Origin of the sequence: Labilibaculum filiforme, assembly GCF_002843315.1 — a bacterium.
Classification (GTDB): domain Bacteria; phylum Bacteroidota; class Bacteroidia; order Bacteroidales; family Marinifilaceae; genus Labilibaculum; species Labilibaculum filiforme.
Genome location: NZ_MVDD01000013.1, coordinates 90,971 through 112,779, shown reverse-complemented (window position 1 = coordinate 112,779; position 21,809 = coordinate 90,971). Strand labels below are relative to the sequence as shown.

General features: G+C 33.8%; 19 protein-coding genes. 4 read left to right on the top strand and 15 right to left on the bottom strand.

Annotated elements, in window-relative coordinates:
• Nucleotides 1–12: 12 nt before the first annotated feature.
• Both BZG02_RS15620 and BZG02_RS15615 read left to right on the top strand, forming a co-directional pair.
• The gene (locus BZG02_RS15620; RefSeq protein ID WP_101262377.1) at nucleotides 13–297 is read left to right on the top strand and encodes a hypothetical protein; all 285 of its coding nucleotides are present in this window, start codon (nucleotides 13–15) and stop codon (nucleotides 295–297) included.
• Entirely contained in the window at nucleotides 297–1,451 is a 1,155-nt protein-coding gene (locus BZG02_RS15615; protein WP_101262376.1) for an FMN-binding protein, read from the top strand. The genes BZG02_RS15620 and BZG02_RS15615 overlap by 1 nt, the downstream gene beginning before the upstream one ends.
• A gap of 175 nt (nucleotides 1,452–1,626) precedes the next feature.
• Here BZG02_RS15615 and BZG02_RS15610 read toward each other — a convergent pair whose 3' ends face one another.
• The 12 genes from BZG02_RS15610 to dapA all read right to left on the bottom strand — a co-directional run bounded on the left by BZG02_RS15610 (nucleotide 1,627) and on the right by dapA (nucleotide 17,748).
• Nucleotides 1,627–2,457, bottom strand: a complete 831-nt coding sequence (locus tag BZG02_RS15610) for a YecA family protein (RefSeq protein ID WP_101262375.1) — start codon at nucleotides 2,455–2,457, stop codon at nucleotides 1,627–1,629.
• Nucleotides 2,458–2,727: 270 nt separating this feature from the next.
• A complete protein-coding gene (locus BZG02_RS15605; protein WP_101262374.1) occupies nucleotides 2,728–2,916 on the bottom strand; it encodes a YgaP family membrane protein in 189 nt (62 codons plus the stop codon).
• Nucleotides 2,917–2,934: 18 nt separating this feature from the next.
• Nucleotides 2,935–3,243, bottom strand: coding sequence for a hypothetical protein (locus BZG02_RS15600; protein WP_101262373.1), 309 nt, complete (start codon nucleotides 3,241–3,243; stop codon nucleotides 2,935–2,937).
• A 212-nt stretch (nucleotides 3,244–3,455) separates the two neighbouring features.
• Nucleotides 3,456–6,686 (bottom strand): efflux RND transporter permease subunit, encoded by a 3,231-nt coding sequence (locus tag BZG02_RS15595; protein WP_101262398.1) that lies wholly within the window; start codon nucleotides 6,684–6,686, stop codon nucleotides 3,456–3,458.
• A gap of 212 nt (nucleotides 6,687–6,898) precedes the next feature.
• Nucleotides 6,899–7,984: an efflux RND transporter periplasmic adaptor subunit gene (locus tag BZG02_RS15590; RefSeq protein WP_101262372.1), complete on the bottom strand. Its 1,086-nt coding sequence runs from the start codon at nucleotides 7,982–7,984 to the stop codon at nucleotides 6,899–6,901.
• A gap of 26 nt (nucleotides 7,985–8,010) precedes the next feature.
• Nucleotides 8,011–9,345 (bottom strand): TolC family protein, encoded by a 1,335-nt coding sequence (locus BZG02_RS15585; protein ID WP_101262371.1) that lies wholly within the window; start codon nucleotides 9,343–9,345, stop codon nucleotides 8,011–8,013.
• 233 nt (nucleotides 9,346–9,578) lie between these two features.
• Nucleotides 9,579–10,817 carry a competence/damage-inducible protein A gene (locus tag BZG02_RS15580; protein ID WP_101262370.1) on the bottom strand — a complete coding sequence of 413 codons (1,239 nt, stop codon included), beginning with the start codon at nucleotides 10,815–10,817 and terminating at the stop codon, nucleotides 9,579–9,581.
• 4 nt (nucleotides 10,818–10,821) lie between these two features.
• On the bottom strand, nucleotides 10,822–12,060 hold the full coding sequence (locus BZG02_RS15575; protein ID WP_101262369.1) for a M48 family metallopeptidase: 1,239 nt from the start codon (nucleotides 12,058–12,060) through the stop codon (nucleotides 10,822–10,824).
• A gap of 88 nt (nucleotides 12,061–12,148) precedes the next feature.
• A complete protein-coding gene (locus tag BZG02_RS15570) occupies nucleotides 12,149–13,177 on the bottom strand; it encodes a DUF6340 family protein (protein ID WP_143470493.1) in 1,029 nt (342 codons plus the stop codon).
• Between the two features lie 35 nt (nucleotides 13,178–13,212).
• Nucleotides 13,213–15,168 (bottom strand): hypothetical protein, encoded by a 1,956-nt coding sequence (locus BZG02_RS15565; protein WP_143470492.1) that lies wholly within the window; start codon nucleotides 15,166–15,168, stop codon nucleotides 13,213–13,215.
• 504 nt (nucleotides 15,169–15,672) lie between these two features.
• Complete coding sequence (locus tag BZG02_RS15560) at nucleotides 15,673–16,455, bottom strand: hypothetical protein (protein WP_101262366.1); 783 nt, start codon at nucleotides 16,453–16,455, stop codon at nucleotides 15,673–15,675.
• 405 nt (nucleotides 16,456–16,860) lie between these two features.
• Nucleotides 16,861–17,748 carry a 4-hydroxy-tetrahydrodipicolinate synthase gene (dapA, locus tag BZG02_RS15555; protein ID WP_101262365.1) on the bottom strand — a complete coding sequence of 296 codons (888 nt, stop codon included), beginning with the start codon at nucleotides 17,746–17,748 and terminating at the stop codon, nucleotides 16,861–16,863.
• 172 nt (nucleotides 17,749–17,920) lie between these two features.
• Here dapA and BZG02_RS15550 point away from each other — a divergent pair, with 172 nt between their 5' ends.
• On the top strand, nucleotides 17,921–18,580 hold the full coding sequence (locus BZG02_RS15550) for an aspartate kinase (RefSeq protein ID WP_101262364.1): 660 nt from the start codon (nucleotides 17,921–17,923) through the stop codon (nucleotides 18,578–18,580).
• 61 nt (nucleotides 18,581–18,641) lie between these two features.
• Here BZG02_RS15550 and BZG02_RS15545 read toward each other — a convergent pair whose 3' ends face one another.
• From BZG02_RS15545 to BZG02_RS15535, 3 genes are read right to left on the bottom strand one after another with little or no spacing between them, the layout of a single operon-like run.
• On the bottom strand, nucleotides 18,642–19,127 hold the full coding sequence (locus BZG02_RS15545; protein WP_101262363.1) for a YchJ family protein: 486 nt from the start codon (nucleotides 19,125–19,127) through the stop codon (nucleotides 18,642–18,644).
• A gap of 7 nt (nucleotides 19,128–19,134) precedes the next feature.
• Nucleotides 19,135–19,986, bottom strand: coding sequence for a hypothetical protein (locus tag BZG02_RS15540; protein ID WP_101262362.1), 852 nt, complete (start codon nucleotides 19,984–19,986; stop codon nucleotides 19,135–19,137).
• Between the two features lie 2 nt (nucleotides 19,987–19,988).
• Nucleotides 19,989–21,131, bottom strand: coding sequence for an MFS transporter (locus BZG02_RS15535; protein WP_101262361.1), 1,143 nt, complete (start codon nucleotides 21,129–21,131; stop codon nucleotides 19,989–19,991).
• Nucleotides 21,132–21,291: 160 nt separating this feature from the next.
• Between BZG02_RS15535 and BZG02_RS15530 the strand changes: the two genes are divergently transcribed.
• The gene (locus BZG02_RS15530) at nucleotides 21,292–21,807 is read left to right on the top strand and encodes a nitroreductase family protein (protein ID WP_101262396.1); all 516 of its coding nucleotides are present in this window, start codon (nucleotides 21,292–21,294) and stop codon (nucleotides 21,805–21,807) included.
• The last annotated feature ends 2 nt before the right edge of the window (nucleotides 21,808–21,809 follow it).

Below are 21,809 nucleotides of genomic sequence, written 5' to 3'. Positions count from 1 at the left end.
AACATTCATATTATGGTTTTTACAGGAACAGAAACATTATTCTTCCTATTGGGAATAATTACCACATTATTTATTTTAGGATTAATAAAATACAATAAACAGTTAAAATTTAACGCTTTAAGCTGGGCTTTATTAGGAACAGGTAGCTTTTTATGCATCTTTTGCATTGCTTGGTCGGTTAGTGCAGTACTCGAAGGAGTTCCTAGAGCTGCAAGTATGGGCATGGTGGTATTCGGAATACCATCCCTCCTTATGCTACTGCTAGGAAGACGTTTTGCGATTAAAAAAAGTAAATAATGGCCTTTACTAATTTAAAAAAATCAATGATCAATGGGTTCGCTATCGTGAGCCTATTGATCTCTTTTTACATCGGTCAGTCCGATTCCAAAGAAATCGATCAAATTTCAAAAACGCAATTATTTCAAGAAAACCTAATTACCAAAATATGCAAAGAGCATGGTAGTATTACAGCCTACCACAAAAACAATTTAGTAGGTTATGTTTCCACTGGGCAATCACAAGGTTACGGTGGACCATTAAAAGTCCTTATTTTATCGGATACTTTAGGAAATACCATTAACACCGAATTAATTCATAATACGGAAACACATGCTTATCTCGAAAAGTTAAAAAGAAAAGAATATTTTGAGCAATATGTAGCTAAAAAGTTAAATGATAAATTTTTAATTGATGCTGATATTGTTGCCGTTTCGGGAGCTACAATTAGTTCCAATGCAATTGCCATAGCAAGTAGAGAAGCTGCTTGGCAGATTGCAAAACACGATTTCACGATGAAATTACCCGATATTGGCAGCGAATGGCGTATCGGAACTTACGAACTAATTGTAGTAGCACTATTAATTATAGCCACTTTGGCAGTTTATTTAAAAAATAAAAAGTTAAGGTATTTTACTCTTTTTAGTTCGTTCATAATCATCGGATTTATTATTAATGCTTCCCTATCCTTATCGAGTATTTCTCGAGTTCTATTAGGTTTTATTCCCGATATCAGGCATCATTTAATATGGTGGATTTTAATGTTTGGTAATTTAATTGCAATTCTCGTATTGGGAAAAAATATTTATTGCAATGCATTATGCCCTTTTCATGCAACACAAATTCTACTCAATAAAATATCAGGTATCAACTTTAAAATTGCACCTAGTTTCAGTAAATATTTAATTCAAAGCCCTAAATACCTTTTGTGGTTTTCATTAATGATCATTTTTATATCAAAAAACCCAACCATAGCATCTTACGAACCTTTCGCAATGTTTTTCTCATTAGATGGTATTGGTATCCAATGGTATATTCTGCCAGCAGCTCTAATTGGCTCCTTATTCATGTCTGATTTTTTCTGTCATTATTTTTGCCCTGTTGGTGCCAGTTTTACTTTATTGGTAACTACCCGACAAAAATTCATTAAACAAATTAAGAAAAACCATGAATAAACGACAACAACAACAAATAGTAGCTTTGTTTTTTTATGGAGTACTACTAATCGCAATATTGGCTTTTTTAGCCTCAAACATAAACTTTTAGTTGGCGCTAGGGGTTTAAAAAAAACGGTTTTATTGTCCAAATTTGGTACAATAAAACCGTTTCTGGTTCTAAAACAAAGGATAGTTAAGCTTCGTTCTTTAAACAACATTGCTTGTATTTTTTACCCGAACCACAAGGACAAGGATCATTCCTATTGATTTTTCCCCCCTGCTCTATTGGCGAATCGGCTGAAGAAAAGATGTGTTCCATGTGCTGATAATGGTTTTTCCATTCCGGATCGCGCATTTCACAAAATGCTACTCCCTTCTGAAAATCAGTAGCCTTTCCTTCCATCACATCAATATAGTATTGCAACTCAATAGCGGTATGCGTTCCCTTAAACTTAGGAAGAATGTCTTTAAACTTTTGAAGCGTATCAGTACGCTGTAAATCACCCAACACACGAATGTAATGATCGACCCAATGAAAATTCTTTTTGTCTAGTACCGAATGAATCCTGTTAAACTGCTCATTAGTTGAATAATACAACGCCTCAAAACAATAAAGGTATGGTTTCTTATTATCTGCTTTTATATTTTCTTCAATAAAATCGAGCACTTTATCTGTAAATTGCACTGGAAATTTTTTGGCTAATGAGCCAACCAAATAAACTGCCTGCTCATTTAATAAATCCCAATCTTCTTCAACAGAGAACATATCCAATAAAGGTTCGAATAAATCCTCGCTAAGATGCTTCTCGGCAACAATAGCATACCAAAGTGGTGTTGGTAACATTATTCTAAACTCGTCAGAATAGTATGCTTCCCCATTGTAAGCGTTCTTAAGAGCAAAAACCAATTTCTTTGTCAACTCCTCACTATTTTCCTGATTTCTCAGAAAATCAATTGCTTCATAGGGAATTCCCTTCACTTGGGTATCGATTATTTCGAATGCTTGTGCTGTAGTTTGTATCATAGTTCTTTATTATTCGGCAAATATAGAGAATAATCGAGTTTTTTGAAGAAATATAACTATGCTTTATGGCTTTTTACTAGTAAAAAGTATCCCTTCCAAGTCAAAAAGTATCTTTATAAAGAATAAAATTTTTGTTAGTAACATCGGATTTAAAATGTAAAAATAACTGCTTAACTAAAGATTATTTGTATAAGAAATCAATTAACAGCAAAAAAATAAAGCCCTGAATTTGCATTCAGAGCTTTATACCCAAATTAGAATTAAAATGAATTAATTTTCCACTTTAAAAACTTTCTTTAAAATATCATCTAACAAACACCATTTGGTAATGGATGATTGTAATAAATTTAATCCCACAAAAGCAGTAAGCAGCAACCAGTTAATATGCACATAGTACGCCAGTAAAATACTCACCAGTACCATTACTCCAACAATTGCTCTAAATATTCTGTCTCTCATTTTTCAATCATTTAATTTTTAAATAAATTTTTCAACATCCAGCATATAAGCATGCATTGGATTGCAACAATCTATATCATTGTTGAATAGAGTAATTTGATTCAGCAGTTCAGAACCTCTTTCATCATTTAAAAAGGAAAAAGAAGCAATAGAATCATAATAGTCCTTATTGGAGGCAAACCAGTTTGGTACCTGACCATCTTTAATATGTTTTTGAGTATAGCCTTTTACATCAAATTCACTATAAGCATCAACTCCTGAGCTTCGATAAATTTTCTTCAAATCATTGTAAAAAGAACTCGCACAAAATATGATTACAACTTTCATATGATTATAATTTTAAGTTTTTGCCTTATGGAACTTACCATGTTGGGATAATCATTTCCCTGTGTGTCAAAATTGCTTTGCCATGGACGTTTCATATGATTATAATTTTAAGTTTTTGCCATATGGAACTTACCATGTTGGGATAACCATTTCCCTATGTGTCAAAATTGCTTTGCCATGGACGTTTCATATGCTTTAGATTAGTTTAAAATTTATTTCTCTTCGTTAATCACCTTTGTTTCTTGCTCAATTACAGGATATTTCTTTTTCTCTGTCATATAGTAAATTAGTGGTACAATTACCAAAGTAAGAAATGTAGATGCAATAGAACCTCCCATTAAAGATATGGCTAAACCTTGAAAAATAGGATCGAATAGAATTACAACCGCTCCAATTACAACGGTTCCCGCAGTAAGTAGAATTGGGGTTGTTCGTACCGCTCCTGCTTCAATAACCGCCTCTTTTAATGGAACTCCATCCTCCAAACGAAGATTAATAAAGTCGATCAATAAAATCGCATTCCGCACCATTATCCCCGCAAGGGCAATTAAACCAATCATTGATGTAGCGGTAAAAAATGCTCCCATCAACCAGTGTCCAACCAATATTCCCACCAGCGATAATGGAATAGAAATCATCATTACAAAAGGAACTTTAAAATTCTGAAACCATCCAATTATCAGTAAATAGATAACCAATAACACAACGGCAAATGCGGTTCCTAAATCGCGGAAAACTTCATAAGTAATTTGCCATTCGCCATCCCATTTTAAGCTGTAATTATCCTCTAAAAATGGTTGTTGCGTATACTCTTCGGCTAAATCGTAGCCTTCAGGAAGTTTAATCTCACTTAAGTTTTCGGATATATTCATGATTCCATAAACCGGACTTTCTAATTTTCCAGCTACATCAGCAGTCACATAAACTACTCGTTTCTGATTTTTACGATAGATACTTTTGTCCTTAATTCTCTCGTTTATATCCACAATATCTCCCAGCGCAACTAGTTGTCCCGATTGAGTTAAAATATTGATTCTCTTTAAGTCTGCAACGCTACTTCTATCCTGCTCTTGCAATCGTAAATCAATTCCTACCTGATTGTGTTCCGACTCTTGGTACAACTGGGTAACTTCATGTCCGCGTAATGCCATATTTAAAGTATGAACCACCTGCTGGGTGGATACTCCGGCCAACATGGCTTTTTCTTTGTTCACATTAAACTGAAATTCAGTTTGATCATCTTCAACAAACCAATCCACATCAACAACATCTTCTGTTTTTGCAAAAAGAGTTTTTACCTGAGCTGCAATATTTTGTTGTTCTTCTAAATTAGGACCATAAATTTCGGCTACCAAAGTCGACATCACCGGTGGTCCTGGTGGCACTTCTACCACTTTAACATTTGCATGGTATTTTTTTCCAATCTCCTGTAAGCCTGGCCTCATAAGTTTCGCAATGTCATGACTTTGCACATCACGCTCGTCTTTATGAGTTAAATTCACCTGAATATCAGACACGTTTGAACCACGACGTAAATCGTAATGACGAACCAAACCATTAAAATTCATTGGTGCTGCTGTACCTACATAAGACTGATAATCAACAACATTCTCCTGTTGAGAAATATATGCTGCCAATTCTTTAGTAACAACAGCAGTTCGTTCAAGTGTTGTTCCCTCTGGCATATCAATAACTACCTGAAATTCATTCTTATTATCGAATGGGAGCATTTTAACGGCAACCTGCTTAAAATAAACCAAAGTGGTCGAAGCCAATAAAAGAAAAGTAACAATGCCGATAAATCCCCATCTCTTCCATTTCGATTCCAACATTGGTGTAATCGTTGCAGAATAAAATTTATATACTATCGAGTCTTTTAAGCTAAAAGCTTTCTCGGTAGGATCATCCTTTTCTTTAAATCGTAACAAGCGATACGCCAAATAGGGAGTAATGGTAAGAGCTACTAGTAAGGAAAAAATCATTGCAATGGATGCTCCAATCGGCATCGGGCTCATGTATGGACCCATTAATCCGGACACGAAAACCATTGGCAAAACTGCCGCAATAACTGTAAATGTTGCTAAAATAGTTGGGTTCCCCACTTCATCAATTGAGCGCAAAGCCGCTTGCATAAATGGCAACTGTTTCATTTTAAAATGCCGATGCATATTCTCTGCAATAATAATGGAGTCATCCACCACTATTCCCGTAACAAACACCAGTGCAAATAAAGTAATTCTATTTAAAGTATAATCCAGAAAATAGTAGCTGAACATGGTTAAAGCAAAGGTAATTGGTACCGATAAAAATACCACTAAACCACCACGCCAACCCATGGCAAGCATCACAACAAAGGTAACCGCTATAATTGCTCCGAAAAGGTGCATTAAAAGCTCCGAAACTTTATCCGAAGCCGTTTCCCCATAGTTGCGACTTACTTCAACATGAACGTCGGCAGGAATTAATTCCTGTTTTAAAACTTCTACTTTTGTTATAATTTGCTCTGCAACTTTCATCGCATCAGCACCCCTACGTTTCGCCACCGAAATAGTAACCGCAGGATAATCTCCTTTGGCTTGTTCTTTTGCTTCATTTATTTTCCCATAACCAAAGCTTACATATTGCGAAGGAATTTCGGGTCCGTCGATAACTTCGGCAACCTGTTTCAAATAAATAGGACTACCATTATAAACCCCTACCACAAGGTTTGCCACATCTTCCGAATTTTCAAGAAACCGCCCTGTTTCAACTAAGTATTCTTTATCATGATTATTAAATGTACCCGAACCTATTTGTTGATTAGAAATTTCAATTTGTTGAGCAATACTCAAAGCATCAATATTGAAACCAGCCATTTGTGAACGATTCAATACAACTCTCACTTGACGGGAGCGACCACCAATTATTTTGGTTTCCGAAACCTCATTTACTTTTTCTATTTCATTATTTACTTCCTGAGCCAATCTCTTTAATTGAAAGTCATCATAACTATCACTCCAAAAAGTAAGTCCCAATACCGGAACATCATCAATAGCACGTGTTTTAATAAGAGGCATAGAAGTACCTTTTGGCATTTCATCCATATGCTTCATAATTTCATTGTACATCTTCACCAAAGATCTTTCAATGTCTTCACCTACATAAAATTGCACAATTAACATTGCCTGTCCGGGCATGGATGTAGAATATACATATTCAACACCTGGAATATTTGCCACCACTTTCTCGAGTGGCTGCATTACTCTCGATTCAATTTCGGCTGGGCTTGCACCAGGATACCTTAAAAAAATATCTGCTATAGGAACATCAATTTGTGGTTCTTCTTCGCGGGGAGTTAAGTAGGCGCTATACATACCAATTACCATAAAGGCAACCATCAAGAGCGGAGTTAACTTAGAATTTATGAATAATTTGGCCATTTGGCCTGCAAATCCTGTTTTCATATGATTATAATTTGTTTTTGTTGCCATATGGAACTTACCATGCTGGAATAATCATCTCCCTGTGTGTAGAAAGCTTTATACATGGACGTTTCATATAATTATAATTTATTGATAAACCAAAAAGCCCAAGTTACACGTGATTTTCGTTGTGTAAAAACTTACATTGGGACATTTCATGCGTTTGAATTAGGTTTATAACTACCAGTTCTAATTTATTGAATAGTAAGTTTTGCTCCATCCCAAATTTTCCCTGTAAAGGAAACGATGTATTTCTCACCATCGCTTAAACCCGATAGTATTTCCACCTGATCACCAATCGTTTTACCTGTTCTAATCCAACGTAACATCGCTGTCTGGCTCTGACTTACTGCATAAATACCAGTTAGTTGACCTTTGTGTATCAACACGCTTTTAGGAATCATTACCGATGGCATCCCACCTTTTTCAAGCAAAACATTTGCATACATACCACTATACAAATTCCCTTTTTGTTCGTTAGTAGGTTTCAAAACTATTTTTGCTTCAAACTGATTGCCTGTATATTGAGAAGATGGGTTCACCTCCGATACAAAACCATCTATTTTTACATCTCCTAATGCACTAATTTTAACAAATACTGGATCGTTTTGTTTGATTTTAGCAATTTCAGATTCTGGAATTCTAGCCATCACCATAAATTCGCCTTGCTTTTCAATTGCCACCAAAGGCATTCCCGGAGATGCCAAATCCCCTTCATTCATATATTTTCTGGTAATTACCCCATTGTAAGGAGCTTTAATACTTGTATATCGAAGCATTTCCTCTACTTCAACGCCCATTTCGTTAACCGCTTCCAATCTGGCTTTTGCCATATTGTATTGGGTACTCACATCATCCATTTCTTTTTGCGAAGCACTCTTTTGCTCGAACAATACCGTAAAGCGATCGTAATCTTTTTTTGCATTTGTATAAGCCGCTTCCGCCTCCAATTTATTCGCCTTAAGCTGTGCTTTTTTTGCCTGAATATCTTTGGCATGAATTTCAACCAGAACCTGATCTTTAATTACTTTCTGACCAGTTTCAACTTTAATCTTCGCAATTTGTCCCATTATTCGGGTACTAAGATTAGAATGAGTTTCGGCTTCCAATTTTCCTGAAAAACTCATTAATTCAGCTTGATTTGTTAATTGAGCAACTCCAACCTTTACATTTACAGTTGCTTCCTCTACCTCTTTCTGCTTGCTTTCACTTCCGCAAGATTGTAAGGCGAATCCGCCTAAAGCGATTAGTGCTATAATTAAAAATTTGCTTGATTTCATATCTGTAGATTCTTAAGTAAGATTGTTTATTGTAATTCTTTTTCGAGCAATAATTCCAATTGAAAAACTGCTACATGATAATTGTACAAACTATTAATATAATCAAGATTTCGAGCCATCGAAACGGTTTCTGAATACAAAATATCAGTTGTTTTCTCTAATCCTTGTTGGTATCTATTGGTTCGAATTCGAAGGGCTTCTTCAGCTTGTTCTTTCGCTAATTTGCTCAATTCAATTTTATCGTATGCTACTTTTAGGTTTCTCTTAGCAGATTGAATTTCCATGCTGTTTTTTGAAATATATTCAGCGAAGTTTAACTCCGATATTTTTAGTTCGGCCTTCGCCCTTTGAACCTTAGCAATATTCTTATATCCACTAAATAAATTCCACGATAAACTTGCTCCCACCATATAATTATTGGCAGTAGTTCCAAATAGTTTATCATCATTCCATTCATAGGCTCCAAATGCATTTAAACGAGGCAAAAACTGCATTTTTTCTGATTTCAGCATATTTTCTCTTGCTTCAACTCCTTTTCGGTAGGCATTTAAATCAGAACGATTTTCAATTTGCGATGATTGCTCTAAACCATTTAGTAATGATGGTTTTTTCTCTAATGCATCCGTTGTCTCAATCACAACATTTATATCCAAACCTAAAAGATAAGCTAAAAATTCTCCTGCACTTTTCTGATTATTAATTGCATCAGACAATTGATTATCTAACTCCAACACTCTTACTTTAGCAGATAGTAGATCCGCTTCCTTCACAAAACCTTGTGCCAAATTATTTTGAGTTACCTGCAAAGCAGAAGCTGCTGTTTTTTTCGATGACTGAAGAACCAACACTGCTTCTTGAGCTAATTCGAGCTGGTAATATGCCTTCTTCACCTCGTACTTTGTAAAATTGATCGTTCTCTCCGTTTTATAATCGACTGCTTGCAATTTTGCATTTGCAGCTCTTCTACCATAAATTCCATCGATATTAATTAATGGTTGTTGAACCTCAATTTTTGTATTAAAATTTCGAGTTTGCCCCGGGTCATTTAAAACTAACGGATTAAAGTCGGCTTCAGTCGTAATCTCCTGTTTTAATTTGAATCCAAAACTAGTTAGCGGATCGTTCGTAAGCACTCCCGAATGAGAAAGATTTACTATAGGCAGAAAAACAGAATTAGTTTGACGAAATTCAGCTTTAGCAACTCTACCCTCGGCTTTCGCCTTATTAATCTCCCAATTGTTTTCAGAAGCTTTTACCAAGGCTTCTTTCAAACTTAACTTCATTTCTACAGCTTGCGATTTTCCACTAATGGAAATGCCCATTATCAATAGTAAAACGAAATAAATTTTAAGGTTTCGCATGTTTCTTTGTTCTTTTAATTTCAGTTCAAATCTAAGTAAGAATATCCAAACATCCAAATATCTACATGTGTGTAGGCTTATTTATATTTCTATCTTAACTTTGATTTTATTTATAGTAACTGAAATTTAGATAATTAGGAAACTAAAAGCAATACTAGCTGAAGATAATGTGAAATTTATCACAAAAAAGAGCGGAATAAAAAAGCCTTACGACATATATTTTAAAATACTATTTATTTTTCAAGCAATTTACGCAACATATTTAATCCACTTAAGGAAGCCACACGAATATTCCGCTCCCTATTTTTATACAAATCAAATTTATGAGAAATCAATTCATTTTCACCAGCAACAGCAATCCAAACAGTTCCAACTGGCTTTTCGTCCGTTCCACCATCTGGTCCGGCTACTCCAGATGTAGCAATGGTATAATCAGTATTTAGCACTTTTCTGGCACCTGCAGCCATCTGTTCCACAACTTGCTGACTAACTGCACCATATTTTCCCAAATCCTCGGCATTCACCCCTAAAACATTCTTCTTCACCTCGTTCGAGTACGCTACAACCGCCCCTTTAAAATAAGCAGAACTACCTGCATGAGAAGTAATTAATTGTGCTATATTTCCGCCGGTACAACTTTCTGCTGTTCCCAAAGTTTTTCCTTTAGCGGATAAAAGTTTTGCCAAGGCCATTTCCATAGACTGATCGTCGTAACCAAAAATATTCTCAGGAATTATCTTTCCTAATTGTAAAAGTTGATCTGCAACAATTCGCTCTAATTCGTCCCGATTTGTTCCTGTAAGACTCATTCGAAGTCGCACAATACCCGGAGAAGGTAAATAAGCTAATTTTACACAAGAAGGCAAATTAGCTTCCCAAGTTTCCAACATTTCAGCCAAAACAGATTCTCCAATGCCTTGAGTCATAATGGTTTTGTGTAAAATAACAGGAGTTGAGAAATGCTTTGCCAGCAAACCGAAAATATAATCCTGCATAATTCCTTTCATTTCAAACGGAACTCCAGGCATAGAAATAACCACTTTGCCATTTTTTTCGAACCACATACAAGGAGCTGTACCATGATTGTTTGTAATTATCTTTGCTCCATCGGGCACCAAAGCTTGTTCTCGGTTGAAACGATTCATAGGAATTCCTCTCTGTGCAAGTCTTTGCTCAATTTGCGTAAATAAAACATCGTCCTGCACCAAATTCATTCCAAAAAGATCACTTAAGGTCTTTTTAGTGATATCATCATTTGTTGGTCCTAATCCTCCTGTAAGCAATACTAAAGAAACTCTTTCCATTGCCTGCGTTAACGAATCAACGATATCAGCCTTTTGATCGGAAATACTAGTAATTTTTGAAACATTAATGCCTATTCCATTTAATTCTTTGGCCATCCATGCTGAATTTGTATCTACAATTTGACCAATTAAAATTTCATCACCGATTGTAATTATCTCTGCTTGCATTTGTTTATTTTATTAGTTGTAAGGCTTTTAATCGTTGTAATAAACTTGGATGTGAATAGTAAAAAAATACATAAATGGGATGCGGAGTTAAATTACTAAGAGAACTAACGGATAGTTTCTTTAATGCATCCCCTAAGACTTTCGCATCATAATTTTCCGCAGCGTAATTATCGGCCTGATACTCATTCTTACGTGATAATACATTCATTCCCAAACTTAAAAAGGTAGATATGGGAGAATATAAAATTCCAAAAGCAATTAATCCTAAATGAAAACCATGTTGTTTCGCTCCCAAAGCATCGGAAAGTAATGGATTTGCAATAATTAAGGAAAAGATATAGAACATCAATCCTGTTTGTAGTAATGATAAAAATATACCACTAAGCGTATGTTTCTTTTTGTAATGACCAATTTCATGTGCCAAAACAGCAACAATTTCTTCCTTTGTCAAATCAGCTATCAGGGTATCAAATAAAACAATTCTCTTTTTAGATCCTAAACCACTAAAATATGCATTCCCTTTCGATGATCGTTTGGAACCATCCATTACATATACATTATCCAATTTAAAATTGACTTTTGTAGCAAACCTACTAATCTCCTCTTTTAATTCTCCTTCTTCCAAAGGAGTTTGCTTATTAAATAAAGGAACCAACAAGGAAGAATAAAACATGGCCATAAAAATCATAAAAAAAGCGATTACCAACCAAGCCATCCACCAAAAGTTTGTTGTAGTCTGCAAATAAATCCATATCAATAAAGCCAATAATCCTCCTCCAATAAAACAACTTAGCAACGCTCCTTTTAACTTATCTAGAATAAAAGTTTTAAGACTTGTTCTATTAAATCCATATTTTTCCTCTATTACAAACGTAGAATAGTAAGAAAAAGGCAATCCAAGTAGACTTGAAAAAAACATTACTACCCCAAAAAAGGCCAATGCAATTGCTATTGGATGCTCAAAATAATTTCGCACTAAATCGTCGACCCAAGCAAAACCTCCAGCACTTATCATTAAAACCGTAGCAATAAAACCTATTCCTGATGATATTAAAGAAGGAATAAGTTTATCCTTTTGATAATTTTGAGATTGCTGATATTTTTCCTGATCGTAAATTCCATCTAATACTTTAGGAAGAATTGGCGACCATTTCTTCCGATTTAAGAAATCAAGAAATTGTTCTAAAATAAAATCGGCAGTTAAAATGCCGAGTATAATATAAAGTAATAGTGTTGATGTCATTCAGAATTAAATTGAATATTTATTTCCACAAAATTAAAAAACCCTGATAGAATAAAACTCTTCAGGGCTTTTTTTTTGTTTATTAAAATTACTCTCCAAAAAACAAATTCAACATCTTGTTATTTTTAGTTCTTTCGAGTAGTTGTAAGGTATATTTTTCTACTAGTTTAAATTCTGATGGTAAGGACTTTAATTTTTTATAATGAAAAATAGATTTTCGAATCCAATGATTAGCCTGATCAAAATCACCTTTCAACTCATAAGCCACTGCCAAATTAAAACAAGCCCTGCCTGCCAATTTATTATCATCTTCATTCGAAATTTCTGTCCATAATGAAATAGGAGTCTCCCAATCTTCCTGATTGATATAATACTTCGAAATTGCCAAACGATCATCACCAGAAGCAAAATATTTTCGGGAAATATCAATCCATTTGGGCGCAAGTAAGTCGGCATATTGATTTCCTATTTGATAGGAAACATCCTTAAAAATTTCTCCTCTTTTTGGTAATTTATCTATTAATAATTGATTATAGGAAGAAGCTGATACCTCGGTAAACAAGCTATCTATTTGCATTTTTTCATTTAAGTGAGTTTTATTTAAAGGATCGTAAATTCGCCAAACAGCAAAATAATTAACGTCTGTTATTCCATAATGTAACACATCTTCAATAATTGTGTACTTATTGTATAACTGTATATCCTCCAAACAAATTAAGATGTCAGATCCATTACTCGCACAAATACTATCAACCTGCTCCCACTTCATTGGATCATATCTTCTTTTTCCTGGCATTTCCTTTTTATCCAACCGAATAAATGGAATAGAATCCATTAGTAAATACTCCGACAAATTTTCTATAAATCCTAAATAGCAATTACTTGCTGTGCTTGCAGTATAATCTGTAGTATCCTTCAGCACAGTATTATTTAACAGATAGTATTGACTCACCGTATCTAGCTTAAAACTAGTATTTCTATCAACAAAACAAATTGTTTTTACATCGGCAGGAATAACAACTTCTGGGGCCGAAAGTCCTTGAAAACTATACAATGAAAATGTTTGGCATGATGACAATATAAATAATGAGGCGACTACTGTAAATATCCTTTTCATATCTATTACGACAGATTAATTTTAGTTCGTATAATTTAAATCCCTAGCCAATATTTTCGCAAAAACCATTCCAAAATCATTAATACGATAATTATAATCAATACAAATAACATCTCTACGAAATTACCATACTCTATTTCCTCTGATAAAATAGATTTAGAATGCTCATTACCAATCACCTTACTCCTTATTTCGGAAATATTTTCAAGTTGAAACACCTCTCCTGCTGTTAAACTTGAAATTTGTGATAGTATTTTATGATCGGCTTGCAAATTTTTTGCTTCATTACTATTAGAGCTAACAATAAACCGCCCTTTTTGTTCTAAAATAGTTTCACCTTCTTGGGATTTTGCAACAAATGAGTAACTGCCTTTGTTTAAAGCACTAATTTGTAGTTGGTACTTATTCGATCGTTTTTCGAAACTATAATTAAAGGATTTACCTGCTTGATTAAACAAGGTAAAATCCAAATTTACATGATTTACCAATTCGTAACTTTTATTATAGATCTCGGCATCAAATACTATTTCATCTCCTTCCGAAATGTTCTTTGGATGCTTCACCACTATTTGATCCCGATTCACCTTTAATGCTAAATACTGAACCATTTTATTAACCAGGTCATCAAGTACTTGAGAAGACTCATTTATTCGTGACAAATGCAACTTCCAACGCCATATTCCCTCTCCAAAAAACCAAGCTACTTTCTGATTTTCTGCGCAAGAAAATGCAATTTGTGCCTCTTTTGTTTGAATGGACTTAATCCTTTGATATCCTGCCACATGATGCTCCGATGAGAATTCATAAGTAACCAATGGAGATAGTAAAGGTGGCATTTTCTCCAAAATTTCGCGCTTGGTTTTCGTTAAATCGAAGAGACTAAAACTTTCATTCCCAACAAATGAAGTTTCTGCATACAAGCCTTCATTTCGCAGTAAATTAACGCCTAAATTCAACTTATTTATAGCTTCAAGATCCGAATTGCCACCCAACACCAATAAAACAGGCATTTCTCTTTCTTTAATTCGTTGTAAAAAACCAGAGTAATTATGAAGATTCGAAGGAATTTGGTACAATACAACCAAGTTGTAATTCTCAAGATCAACTTGTTTTTTTGTAAGATTAATTAATTCGACCGTAAAATTCAAATTTTGATTAATAGCTGATTGAATAGTGGCTATATCCGGATGATATTTATCAAAGCATATGGCTATTTTTTGTTGATTATCTAATACATCAACTACAAATTCGGAGAAATTATTACGCTTAGAACGTTCGCTTTTACTTGAGACTACCTCCACCCTAAAATTCTGCAATCCTGACTTTTCTGGAGTGATAAATAAATCTTTTTCAATAAAAAAAGAATCATTCGAAATTTTTATTTCATCAGCAATCAGTACGGTAGAACCATTAAAAATTTTTAATTGCACCACCTCCGATTCAAAATTAGTTGCTTTAATACCAATTCTAACGGGTAATTTACTATTTACAAAAGCTAATTCATTTGTTTTTACAGACAAAACAGAAACATCCTTGATACGAGCCGTATCACCTAATTGTAAGGTGTGAATTGGAAAATTCAATTCTTGTACATCATATCGCGGATTACCTCCTTTATTATACAATCCATCGCTAGCAAGAAGAACCTGAATATTATTTGAATATCCATAATTATTCTTCAAAAAATCAAGTAATTCAGAAAAATTAGTGTTGGTTTCAGAATAGTCATAATTCGATAATTCCGTTACTTTACTTCCAAAACTAATTTTCTTAAGCTCAAATTCGGGATTCATGCTCTCAAGAAGTTCCTCTATTTTTATAGGATATTCATTCAAATAAAATAAAGAGTCATTACTTAGTTTAATAGACTTTGAATTATCCTGAGCAAAAATTAGTACTGGTTTTTCAATTTTTCGGAAAGCATATTTTAACTTCGGCTCTAAAAGTAATAGTAGCAGTAATAAGAGGGAAAGTCCACGTAAAAAAGCCAAAAAGTAAATTTTAGGCAAGGAAAAATCCTTATGGTATGGTTTTTTGAAAAAATAAACCAAAACAATAAGCAAAAAAGAAGCTAAAACAAAGGGAAATACCCACCATAATGAGTATTCTGTAACTATGGTGATGTTCAATTTTAATATTTTTATAGTTTTAACAAAATTAACAAACAAACTTTAAATGCTTGTTTAAAAACCAATAATCTCAACAAATTATACAAGAGTTTTTATTTGATTTTAATGGAAAAATAAGGATAATTTAAAGATTTAATCTTCTTTAACACTTGTTTAGACCAATTAACTAGATTGCTTCCTACATTTGTAATGTACAAGAAAACAAAAAATAGTTTTTTCATATAGTAGATTAAGGTTTAAAGTGAATAGCAAAAAAGTCGGCTGGTTACCGACTTTTTTTGTGCAATATATTCTCTTATTTGAAACAAAATCTCCTTTCAAAATTTCATTTTACTAAGCTCCAACACTTCTTTTATAACCCATTTATTAAATATCAAAACCTGGTCTTATAAAATCTCTTGATTCAGGAAATACTTTTTCCACAATTGTTCGTAAACCAGATAATATCAATAATAAAGGTAGCATTCTATCCTCAGTTTCGGGGAACTTATGCATAAAAAAAGTCCAAGCATCAATAGATTCGTCAATCGACAACAATGCCACTTTTCCTGATGCAATACTATCGTGTTTGTAAAATGCATTCCCAGTTTCTTCGGTATTTACCTTACTTCTTAAAGAACGAAAAAGTTTACTGGGAATAATGAATTGATACCAACGAATAATCTCATAAGCATTAAATATTTCCTTTTCCAATTCACTCATTTCTTCTTCATCCCTATAATCAAGCAACTCTTTTAAGCTAATGCTACCAACAAAAAGTAATGCCTCGTATTCAGTAAACCAATTATCTACTAAATCTGAATACTTATCGGCCTGTTGCATTATTTGCCCTTTAAAAATTAAATTATCCTTCTTCTCCTCTGCTTCAGTATCAAAATTCACCGTCTGATCGGGTATCTCCATTCCTAAATCCTTTGCCGATTGTTTAAGCAACTCCATGCTTAACTGAAACATTTCGTCCAGATTATCCATTGCAGAAGACGCATCGGAAGTTGAAGAATCTAAATCAGGAACACCCTCTTCCATCATTTTATAATTAAGACAATTGCTGGTAAAACTGCACCTTTCGCACCAACCGTCGCAATAATTATAAATACCAGAAATTAAGTAAGGATTTTGAATTAAGGCAAAGAGTAAATCTTTATTCATATCTGAAAAACTTCCTTTAAATCATTTTACAATATCTAAATTTATTAATAAAATGGCAATTTCCATTACAATAGAGGTCCCATTTCACTAACATTTTTCTAAAAACCAAGCATAATCGATAAGCTGTTTAGGTAAAATAGATTCGAGCTTTATTCGGATAGCTCAATAGAAAACAACTAATGCAACTATTGGTTCTTGTACTTAATAAAATCGGATTAGTTTCAATTTATCATTGTAAATTAATAACTCGATTAAAATTATCTAATTCAATAAAAATTTAGTTCAAGTACTTGCTAGCAGTAACACTCTCAATAGATGCTAAATACAAAGTTCAGGGAAAGTGGTATACATAAAAAAAAGCCACTTAAAAAAGTGGCTCCATATTCTATAAAAATCGTTAACGTATTAAATTAGCTTAAGTTTTTTCATCTCATTCACTAATAAAACTCTATTTTCATCCATCATTAACGACATCGGCGATCTAAATTTTTCGTCAAGTTTATTCATAATCGCCAAACCTGTTTTCACAGGAATTGGATTCGACTCGATAAAACACAACTGAATTAATCTTAAATATTTAAAATAGATTTCTTTTGATGCTACTAAATCTCCTTTTGCTGCAAAATTCATTAAATCATGAAACTCCTTAGGAATTAGATTCGCAATAACAGAAATAACACCACTAGCTCCCATACAAACAGCCTGAAAAGCCAAAGCATCATCCCCCGAAAAAACCATAAAATTAACGGGCTTATCTCTTAAGATACAAGCCAATTGCTCTAGGTTTCCCGAAGCTTCCTTAATTCCAACGATATTTTCAAATTCATTGGCCAATTCAACCACCAAATCAACAGGAATATTACCCGCTGTTCTTCCTGGAACATTATATAGAAGAATTGGAATAGTAACCGCTTTCGAAATTTGAGAAAAATAGTCTTTTAACCCGTTTCTTGTTGGTTTATTGTAATAAGGTGATACCACCAAAAGCGCATCAACACCAAGAGATGCTGCTAAGCAAGAATTTTGAATTGCTTCGGATGTTGAATTTGTACCCGAACCGGCTATCACCGGAATTCGTTTATTCACCTTATCGACAGTATGTTTTATTAGTTCGGCATATTCTTTCTTACTAAGAGTAGCGGCTTCCCCTGTGGTTCCACAAACTACAATTCCATCGGTTTCATTATTCAAATGAAAATCAATCAAATTATCAAAAGCAGTATAATCAATACTACCATCAATATTAAAAGGTGTTACAATAGCAACAATAGATCCTTGCCAGGCTTTTTTCATTTATATATACTCCTTGATTATAACTTACGGACGTCCGCAAGATTTTATTAACGGGCACAAATATAGATCCTACAATAAAATGAACGAAATTTTTAGAAAAATTATTCATTAATTCTACATTCTGTTAATTTTTGAACATCTTTGTGTAGTTTTTCAACACAAACTTTAATTCATGATAACAATTCCACAAGTTGTAGAAAAAATAGTTAGCTCACAACCCTTTTTAGCTGAAGCTTTAGTAGATGGTTTAATAAACATTTCTTCCTTGGCTCGCAAAATACAAGATCAGGTTGAACAAAGCGTAAAAAAGCCAGTTAAACTAGGCGCTATCATCATGGCATTAAACCGATTAGCACCAAGCTTGGAGGTGAAAATTAATCCAGGATTGAAGGAAGTTATTACAAATGTTGGTGATATTATTGTTCGCTCACAATTGGTTGATTTCACCTATAAAAACTCAAATTCCTTGATCGAAAAACATACAGAATTGTTAAAATCTATTGGTCCGAATCAAGAATTTTTCTATACCATGGTGCAAGGAGTTTTCGAATCCAATTTAGTAGTTAGCAACACTTTAAGAGAAAAGGTTGAACTGGTATTTACTGATGAAATGTTGGTAAGTAAAAGTGAAGATTTGTCGTCGGTAACCTTAAAGTTACCATCTACAAATAGCCAACAGCTTGGTTTCTACTACTTTATTCTTAAAAACATAGCTTGGGCTGGCATTAATATTCGCGAAGTAATCTCAACAACGAATGAATTTACCTTAGTTGTAAATGATACTGATATTGATAAAACCTTTTCCGTTCTAAAAAATATGGGGAAAAGTTAATAGAAAATAAGAAATGGCTGTTTTTGCAAAAAAAAACAGCCATTTTATATATTCATAATTACTACATGCAACACTTTTTAAACTTTTTACCACTTCCGCAATAACAGGAATCATTTCTATTTGGTAAATTCTCTTTTTTATTATTGGCAGGTTTTATATATTCTCCCGACACATATACCCAGCTATCATTTTCTTTCCTGAAAAATGATTTTTCGTGTATCATTTGCTTCTGTCCCTTTTCAATAAAACTTGCCTTAAATTCCACCCATCCAATAGCATCTTCTCCACTTCCCTTCTCCACATTAATAACTTCTAGACCAATCCATTCAACAGATTTAGTCCATTCTAAAATTTCCTTTTTCTGATCGGAAGGACATGTCTCGGATGAATAAGTAGCTAAAATATAATCTACATCGGCAAGAACAAAAGCAGTATACCTGCTACGCATTAAATCTTCTGCCTTAATCGCTTTTCGCTCTCCAGAATGAATTGCTCCACAACACTCTTTGTATGCAATTGTATTGCCACAAAAACAATTTTTATTCATCGATGTTTTAGCTAAATGATTTCTGAAAAAATAGATCTAATTTATCCAAATCCTGTTCCCCAATCAAATCCAAAAACCTGGCAAAATGAGGAGTCGTTTTAACCAGCACATCCTTAATTTTAAACATGGCGTTAAACTCTGTAATAAACTCAGCACGCATATCAAAAGCACTTACCAGGGTTTCGTAAAAAATCCTAAACAAACTTCCTTCAGCATTTAGGGTTTGATCATCAATAGAGATCACCTTCATCAAATTCATCAGTAAGTCATAATTTTTCAATTCAATGGCTACTGCAATTCCTTTCGTGAAATGAGCAAAAAGAACTTGCAACGATTCCTTATCATTGTACTCGGGAATAGGTACTGGTATAAATTTACAATTTGCATAGCTAGCCAAAGCTTCCTCTTTTCTATCCGAATTTAAAAGCATAAAAGCTTTCACATTGGAAAGACATAAAAAATAGAAATCGCGATACTTATCAAAAGGCAAGTCAATTAAAGCCTGATCCAGAACTTTTATTCCATTATTCATTGCTTCGTGAATTTTAGCCTTATCACGTTTGAATGAAAATTCAGCCATAAATTGCAAAGCCCAATTTAAACCATAAACCCACTTACCACTTGTTGAACAAGAAGCATATCCCTTACGATACTCTTCTCCTGCTTCATTTAATTCCCCAAACAAAGAAAAAGAAGCCGCGCGCAATTGGAGTATTTCGAGATAAAACCGAGCATCTTCTTTTAGAAGCTCTACCGAATTATCGTTTAAAAATTCACGAATTTTTTTAGGTTCTTTCGATTGAATCCCATTCTTATACATCTCCAACAGAGACTGATATATTTTTTCTGTTTCTTTCATAATCAATTTTTAGTGTTTGTTCTAATATTTTGAACAAAAGCCAAGGATATTAAACAAAGAATAGCTCCACATACAAATGGAATTCTCCAATTAATCATCCATAACAAACCTCCAATAACTGGTATAACGACGGCAGATATGTGGTTAATCGTAAAACCTACGGCCATGGAAGGCGCAATATCTTTGGAATCTCCGGTTTTCTGAAAATAGGTATTGATTCCCATCGAAAACCCAAAAAAGACATGATCAAGAATATATAATCCAGCTACTACAAGTGCATTTTCGATATAAGCATATCCTAAAAAAACGAAAACCAAACCAATATATTCCAATGTTAACATTTTACGTTCTCCGTACCGATTGATACCTTTCGCAATCAGTGGCGAAATAAAATAGGCGATAACATTATTTATAACAAATAGAATCGCAACATCCTGAACCGTGTAGTGATACTTCTGCACTAGCATAAAAACCGCAAAAACAACAAAAATTTGACGACGTGCACCACTCAAAAAATTAAGCACATAAAAAAGCCAATATCTTTTTCTCAACACCATTCCCTTATTCTGAGGTGGAATGTTTTTATCCACAGGATCCCAGAAAAAAGCCCAAATACCAATACAAAAAACAACTGCTCCAATTAAAATAAAACTAGCTTGCATGGAAATAAAATGGGCAATTCCATAAACAAAAGCTCCCATACTAATATTTGCAATAGCCGACCAACTTCTTTGTTTTGCAAAAACTATGGGTGCCTGCTCTATGGTAAAATACTGAAGAGTAAGAGATTTATTTGTAGTCTCGAAATAATGAAACCCAACAGACATGATAAGAGTAGTAATAATTAAACCTAAAAATGATGGGAAAAATCCGGTTAACGCAACTCCTAAACCAACAAAAAGTACTGATAAAGCAGATAAACGATGCTCTTTAATTACTAATAATAAATACACAACCAAAAGAGCTAAAAAACCAGGTATTTCCCGTATCGATTGAATTACACCAACCTGAAAACCATTAATCCCAACTTCTTCTACTGCAAAATTATTGAATAAAGTTCTCCATCCCTGATGTCCTGCCGTAGCAGCTATAACCAATAACATCAGATATTGGAACATGATATTTTTCTTAATCTCTCTATTCATCATCAATCACTTTCAAAAATTGAATGCCAAAGGTACAAAAATGTTGTTAATGGCATAGAACAAAACCTAGATCCCAACAAAATGAAAAATCATAAGCGTGAAGTCTTATTTATTTTCCATTTTTGTGAAAATTATTACTCGAACACTATTAATTAACACTATGAATTTTAAAGAACTTACTCGACAAAGATACTCTGTTCGGTCCTATTTGCCGAAGGAAATAGAACAGGAAAAACTGATTGCAATATTAGAAGCAGGACGAATTGCACCTTCAGCATCGAATAAACAAGCATGGCATTTTATTGTGGTTCGTGAACCTGAAAATCACAATAAATTCGCCGAAATTTATCATCGCGATTGGTTTAATCAAGCTCCTGTTTACATCGTAATTTGTGGAGATCATTCCCAAACCTGGAAACGAAATGAGGATGGAAAAGATCATTGTGATATTGATGCCGCCATTGCCATCGATCATATGACTCTTCAGGCAACAGAACTAGGTTTGGGTACCTGCTGGATCTGCAATTTTCAAGTTCGAAAATGCATTGATTTCTTTAATTTACCAGATCGGATTGAGCCTATTGCTATTCTTTCTTTAGGATACCCTTCCGACATCGTGACACCAGAAAAAAAACGAAAATCATTGGATGAAATCGTACATTGGGAAAGCTTTTAAAT